Consider the following 6,000-nt stretch of genomic DNA (forward strand, 5'->3'; position numbering starts at 1 on the left):
GGCTGATCTGCAAAGTAAGATGGGGAACTGGAAAAAACAAACGCCAATTTCTGCCGAACGATGTTAACGGCATTCAACAATAATCCAGCAAATATAGGGCGACAAAGCAGATATCGGCCTAGAATGATCGTCTGGCTCTTCACACATTCTGGCCCATTTTGAGATGTGGCGAGTATTGAGTAAGATAATCTGTATGAGTATTGATTCTCTACCGCCAGATAGATCGGCGACCTTGTTATGGCAATCAGTTGTACCGGTCACAGCAGCAGTCATCGTCGTTCTTGTCGCCTCGCAAATCCCCTTGCCTGGTATCGATACGTCTGTACTGTCCGAGCAGGCGATTTACTCTCCTAACGGAGCGCTGGCGCGTTTCTCCATCTTCGCGCTTGGGGTCATGCCGCTCTTCACTGTGCTTGCCCATGTGGAAATTGCGAAACTGATCTTCCCCTCTTTGGCGCGTTGTCAGATTGCCTCTTCGGGAAATGCTTTTCGGATTAGCGTAGTCATCAAGTTCATTGTCCTCCTTCTTACTGCCATCCAGGGATACGGCATGATGAGCGCGCTGGCGGCCATGGACGTCGTGGATGGATCTCCTGGAGCCACAAGTGTCGGAATCGTTTCATTCGTCGGCACTACCGCAGTGTTGATCTGGCTAAACGACATGGCGCGCTTCCCCAATTTGGGCAATGGCGTCTGGTTGCTTCTGGCGATCCCACTTCTCGGCGCGTTACCGCTTGATTTCGTCACATCAATCGAACTGGCGCGCTTTGGCGCCGTTCCCGCCATGGACTGGCTGATCGCCACCCCTGTCATCCTTCTGGCCGTTTGGATGATCGTTGTTGCCAACGCACTGTTATCAGGAAAGGGTGGTGAAGCAGCGCCAACACTTTCGCTGACGGTTCTGCTCTGGCCACCATTTCTCGCCAGTACCGTTGCCGGCTATCTGTTCATCGTCCCGCTAGTCTTCGCCCCGGAATTGTTTTCCGACACGCCTTGGCTGCTGAACCTGGCGGCTCTGGCACTGTCCACCATCCTCGTCCCGCTTTTCGTCTACGGCTATTATAGGCTCATTTCGATCGTCCAGCCTGAGATAGCGTGTGGAGAAATCAGATCGATCCTAGTGGTGGTCGCCGGCGTTCAGATCCTGGTATGCATAGGAATGGGTATTCTGAAACAGGCTACATCTTTTTCGTTCATTCCCAGCGGCGGGATGCTGATCGTTTGCGTTACTGTCATGCTGGCTCTCAGATGGTCACTTGGCGGGCGTTCGCTGGTAGGGACATGATGGCTATCCCAAGGATCGTTTTGGGATTTGCTTTGTCACCTCTTGCATCGGGAATACTACAAATCTTTGTCATGGGAGGCTTTCGAGGCTTCCCAATCATCATGTACAGCTACCCGGTCGCATTAATTCTCGGAATACCTGCATTCTTCATCGCTCGATATCTTGGTTGGCTGAGTTTGAAGGCTGTACTTTCAGGCGGTGCGGGGCTTGGGATACTCGCTGGGCTCATGCTTGCTTTCGATGGGTTTCATGGCCGCCAGCTTTCAGTAATCCTTGGCTTTGCTCTCCTGGCGACCCACGGCACAGTTGTAGCGGGGTTGTTTTGGATTATCGCCTTGTGGCAGCGCCATGAGCGTAAAGTTCTACCGCCAGGACTACAGAATTGAATGCGGAGATTTTTGCTACACATAGCCGCTCTCGGAAACTCAAATTTAGGAACGCCGAAAAACTATGAAGACCCCCTTCTCAACCGCCTGTCTGATTGCGATATTTCTATCGGCGAGCGCTCCGTCCTGGGCTGACACTGTTGAAACGTCTGTTCGGAACGCTTTTGAAGCGATGGCGTCTGCCCAAAGCGAAGAAGCATACTTTGCTGCAACGCGCAGCATTATTGCACTTGGCCCTAACGCTCTGCCGAGTCTGACAAAACGTCTAGCTGCAGCCAAGGACGACGATGAGCGTATCGAGGTCACCTATCTCCTTGCCGGAATTGTTGGTCCGATGAAATTCAAGCGAGAGCCGATCGAGTTGCCGCCTGAACTAGTCTCTCTTATCGGAAGACTTCTTTTTGAAACGAGAAATCTGCAACTTGAAGCCAATCTTGCCAATTTCACCGTTGTAGCTCCTCATCCCGCCGAATTCGGTCCGGGATTACTCACCCTGCTGGAGCGAACGGAAAACGAAGCCTTGCGAGCCACCACTTCGGCAGCAATCGTCTATCAGGGGGAAGACGTTCTACCTCTTGTACACAACGCGTTCTACGCCAGCACCAATGACCGGTTCAGCGGTGACCTCGCGCATTTGCTCGCCGATACGGAACTCAATGAACGGTCGATAGCCAAAATGAAGGACTTGCTTAAATCCGACAATGCCGGCGCACGTCAATCGGCTGCGCGAACACTCGGGAAGGCGGGCTTAAAAAATGACGCTTTGCTGGAATCTGCCGTGAAAGATCTCGCTTCCGCCCGAACAGAAGTCGAATTGAGCCTCGCCGCCGGTAAAGTCAGGAAACAGACCGACGGCAGCGATCGCGTCGCCAGTGCGCTTGCCAATGCATTCAACCGGGCACATAGGATTGAGGAGAGAGCCGAACTTGTATCTGCACTGCTGGCGACCGGCGAGCCCGGTGAAAAACAGTTATTTGCCGTTCTGCAGGCTTCCAACGATCCCGAAGAGATCACTGATATAATGAGGCTCACGAACAGTAGCTTTCACAATGATCCACGGTTGTCCTCCGCCTATATAGCCATCCTGAAGCGGACTGACGACGAAAAGGTAAGCGAGGCTGCAATCTTTGGTCTCGTGATGATGCGAACGACCGGCCAGGGAGCCATAAAAGCGGCATTGGACGAGAAGTCAGTCGATGATCGTTTACATCGCAGGCTCATAAAAGCGGCAAGATCTTTTCCCTCGGTTACAACTTCAGACTGATGGTAGGCCGTTGGTTCAAAAGGGATTTTTCACTTAAAAAACCGGCTCATAAACGCATGCCTGCAAGGGTATGAGGATGATTGCAATGGATTATGTTATGACAAAAACGCGTTTCCGCATTTTGATATTTTCCTACATTGCGACGCTTGTGGCTACAGCAGTTGATGCAGTGTATTTTCCAGCGCAGGTTTCGGAAGAACTGGCAGCGACATATGCCAAGTAGGCTTTGCCTCCGTTTGTATTGAGTCCCGCCGTTTTCCTGGCTCTGGCAGCAGTGTCGTTTGCTGCAATCCTCATCCCGCCAGTATCTCTATTCTTTTTCAAGAAATGGGGGCGATGGCTGGGGGGCTGTACGACCATCGTCATGCTCGTTGCCGTACCATTCCTGGGCCCGTCGCTCTCGTCCGGCTTCGGAACGGCCATGTTGCAATTGTCAGCAGCGTTGTGGGGGGCGGTTTTGGCATTGGCATATTTCTCCCCATCAGCCGAGATTTTCACTAACTTCTCCTTCTCAGGTGCTTTGGGTCGGACGGTGCTATAATTGATGGGCAATGGAACGGGTCTGATGGGGTCAACGCCGCTATTCTGACACGAACCCATCGCCCGAGAGGTCGACCTCATCTGAGCGATGGATTGTCAGTCAATTAACTGGATTTGACCGCAACGCCGTTCGTCCAGATCTCGGAAATAATGGAGCCGGAAGCTGTCGATCCGATATCAGGCGAACCATCGGATAGCTGTTTTCGGTATCCGTAAGTACGTTACAAACATGCAAGGCAGCCCAACAGGGCTGGTTTTGCGGATGCGGCGTTTGGAACTCGAGTTGCACGGTTGTTTTTCTGTTGTGCAGAATCAAGACAGGCTTTAAGTATTTTATGGGTCAATTTTGAAGACCGTTCATTCCGAATGTATTACTATGGGAATAAAATGAGAATCTTGTTCACCACACTCGGTGTTGTCCTTGCGATAACTTCCACAGCCATCGCTGAACGAAAGCCAACCATTCTTGATCTTGTTGAGAAAGGCTATGAAATCAAAACGTCAACTGGAAACTATGTGTTTCTGCAGAACGAAGAAAAGATTTATATGTGCTCATTTCTTCAGGTAAGTGAATATAATGTTGCTTCGGGAGAGATTGATGCCATTAAATTCGATTGCGCCGCTGTTAAATGATGGGCATGGAGCTGTTTGCAGCCGTCGTACCGTTATTGTTCAGTATCCAACCAGCATGGCCGGATGAAAAAGAATGAAGATGGTCGTGTTCATTCTCGGAGTAGCTCAGATTCTGATTGGGTTATTGTTCATTGTTGAAGCGTCGTCAGTACAACGACTGATACTTGGTACGATATCATTTGGGCTTGGATCCGTTTGTTTCGGCATTGCAGTGATCATTGGTCGGCTGGACGAAATCCGTGCAAGCTGTGGTGGATCCAAACCCCGATGACAGACCTATGATCCAGATCAATCTCACAGAAACCTAGTGCCCAGTTTGAACTGGTTTGAATTCGTCTGAGACGGTTAATTTCAGTTACTAGCGATAGTCGGTGTGCTTGTCATGTTGTATGACGGCGGCCCGACCTGTTGCTGAAACATGAATAAGCGAATTGATGGCCCTAACCAACGATAGGCATCGTAAATATACGACTGGTACTGGCGCGCAGGTGTTCCTCCTGATGATTGTTGCTTTTGGTATCTAAGGTGCCGAAATTTTACGAAAGTCGTTTCTGAAAGGTCCTGAACATGAATAGCGCGGACGGAATTAGCGTATCGGTGTATACACGATGGCATCAATTGGCGGTGCCTGTTGCCTTTGCGCTGAGTGCGGGAAGTTTTCTGTTCGTGATTTTCAATCGTGGTTCGCTGGTCATCGCGGGAGTAGTTGCTCTGCTGGGCCTGTTGGTACCATTGCTTATAACCTTCAAAGTCTTTCCAACCCGCAATCTGATTAAGGTCACCTCCGATGGTTTGGAGTTTTCACACCGTGCACCAATTGCATTTTCTGACTTGACGAGTTGGGGTGATGACAATCTCCTCAAGCTGGTCCGCTCGGGTTATCCAACCCTGCTCGTAAGTCCGCTGGATTTGCCTAACCGGAAACGACTGTTCAGCGAGTTTCGAAATGCGCTCCAAGAATGGCAAAAGAAGCAACAGCACGCTAACAAACCAGTACACCGAACTCATTTCTACGGATCGACGGGTGCCCGCGTAATAGGTGCACTGATTGTGGCCTTGGGGGCTATCGCGGCCATAATGGCAGTGAATCTGCGTGAACCTTCAATTGCACTCGCCATCGTCGCTGCTTCGGGGGCGTTATTTGGGTTAGCGATGTTGTTTGGTAAGCGGGTATGAAGCTCTTGGTGAAATAACTCCCAAATCAGGGCTTCATATAACCTGTCTGTTTACACATCGTTCTTGCCCAGCAGCGGTAGTTCCCCCTAGTCGTCCGAGCCTTTCTTTGTCTCAGGGGGAATTGGAAGTGGCCAAGTAGTAATGCGAGAAGGGGCGACTGATCTCTGGACTGTTTTGCGCTTTCAATTCGGTCATTGGAGCAACGTTCACACGCTCCCGAAACCAGTCTCTCCTTTTAGGAAACTAGACAGTTTTACTTGAGCGATGCGATTGAATAACGAGACAGATTCCGGAATCATTCAAGCAGCCGCACTTCAAGCTTTGCAATTGCAGATACTGATCCTAATACCAATGAAATCGCTTGCCCGATGAGATCTGGGAGAGAATACTTGCGTATTCGGCAGCACACCGCAACAGAGCGTCTTATCGGTCTCCCGGGTCTGCGGAAGGGCAAAGGCAAGATACTGGGGACGAGAAAAGCCGCCGACCGTCATGCGGCCGACGGCATCATTTCTAAAACCCTACGAGTGGTTTCAATATCGACTACTTATATGCGGAAATCACGATTTCGATCAGGGTATCCCCACCTAAGTCGGCAACGCCCACGGTTGCACGGGTTGGCAGCAGCGAAGGGTCGATTGTCCGTCGTCGAATGATTTGAGACTATTTGTGCTTTTGAAGATTGGAGTTTCCGGCTCGGTTTAGGGGTTGATTTA

At 50.6% G+C, this 6,000-nt stretch carries 6 protein-coding genes and 1 pseudogene; 6 read left to right on the top strand and 1 reads right to left on the bottom strand.

Annotation, left to right across the window (positions count from 1 at the left end; all coding sequences use genetic code 11):
* Nucleotides 1–193 precede the first annotated feature (193 nt).
* The 6 genes from FIB18_RS22585 to FIB18_RS22605 all read left to right on the top strand — a co-directional run bounded on the left by FIB18_RS22585 (nt 194) and on the right by FIB18_RS22605 (nt 5,284).
* Nucleotides 194–1,285 (top strand): preprotein translocase subunit SecY, encoded by a 1,092-nt coding sequence (locus tag FIB18_RS22585; RefSeq protein ID WP_235894954.1) that lies wholly within the window; start codon nt 194–196, stop codon nt 1,283–1,285.
* The gene (locus tag FIB18_RS22590) at nt 1,282–1,671 is read left to right on the top strand and encodes a hypothetical protein (RefSeq protein WP_210296191.1); all 390 of its coding nucleotides are present in this window, start codon (nt 1,282–1,284) and stop codon (nt 1,669–1,671) included. The genes FIB18_RS22585 and FIB18_RS22590 overlap by 4 nt, the downstream gene beginning before the upstream one ends.
* A gap of 64 nt (nt 1,672–1,735) precedes the next feature.
* Complete coding sequence (locus tag FIB18_RS22595) at nt 1,736–2,935, top strand: hypothetical protein (protein WP_140022960.1); 1,200 nt, start codon at nt 1,736–1,738, stop codon at nt 2,933–2,935.
* 85 nt (nt 2,936–3,020) lie between these two features.
* Nucleotides 3,021–3,158, top strand: coding sequence for a hypothetical protein (locus tag FIB18_RS24885; protein ID WP_158295732.1), 138 nt, complete (start codon nt 3,021–3,023; stop codon nt 3,156–3,158).
* A 713-nt stretch (nt 3,159–3,871) separates the two neighbouring features.
* Entirely contained in the window at nt 3,872–4,108 is a 237-nt protein-coding gene (locus FIB18_RS22600; protein ID WP_407921872.1) for a hypothetical protein, read from the top strand.
* A 567-nt stretch (nt 4,109–4,675) separates the two neighbouring features.
* Nucleotides 4,676–5,284: a hypothetical protein gene (locus FIB18_RS22605; RefSeq protein WP_140022964.1), complete on the top strand. Its 609-nt coding sequence runs from the start codon at nt 4,676–4,678 to the stop codon at nt 5,282–5,284.
* A gap of 543 nt (nt 5,285–5,827) precedes the next feature.
* Here FIB18_RS22605 and FIB18_RS25265 read toward each other — a convergent pair.
* Nucleotides 5,828–5,908: pseudogene (locus tag FIB18_RS25265) on the bottom strand (RidA family protein); the annotation flags it as partial.
* Between the last annotated feature and the right edge of the window lie 92 nt (nt 5,909–6,000).

The organism is Brucella pecoris, assembly GCF_006376675.1.
Taxonomy (GTDB): domain Bacteria; phylum Pseudomonadota; class Alphaproteobacteria; order Rhizobiales; family Rhizobiaceae; genus Brucella; species Brucella pecoris.

Excerpts from the sequence above, each read along its gene's own strand:
- FIB18_RS22590 (WP_210296191.1), top strand. The coding sequence starts at position 1,282 with ATGATGGCTATCCCAAGGATCGTTTTGGGATTTGCTTTGTCACCTCTT.
- FIB18_RS22585 (WP_235894954.1), top strand. The coding sequence starts at position 194 with ATGAGTATTGATTCTCTACCGCCAGATAGATCGGCGACCTTGTTATGG.
- FIB18_RS24885 (WP_158295732.1), top strand. The coding sequence starts at position 3,021 with ATGGATTATGTTATGACAAAAACGCGTTTCCGCATTTTGATATTTTCC.
- FIB18_RS22605 (WP_140022964.1), top strand. The coding sequence starts at position 4,676 with ATGAATAGCGCGGACGGAATTAGCGTATCGGTGTATACACGATGGCAT.
- FIB18_RS22595 (WP_140022960.1), top strand. The coding sequence starts at position 1,736 with ATGAAGACCCCCTTCTCAACCGCCTGTCTGATTGCGATATTTCTATCG.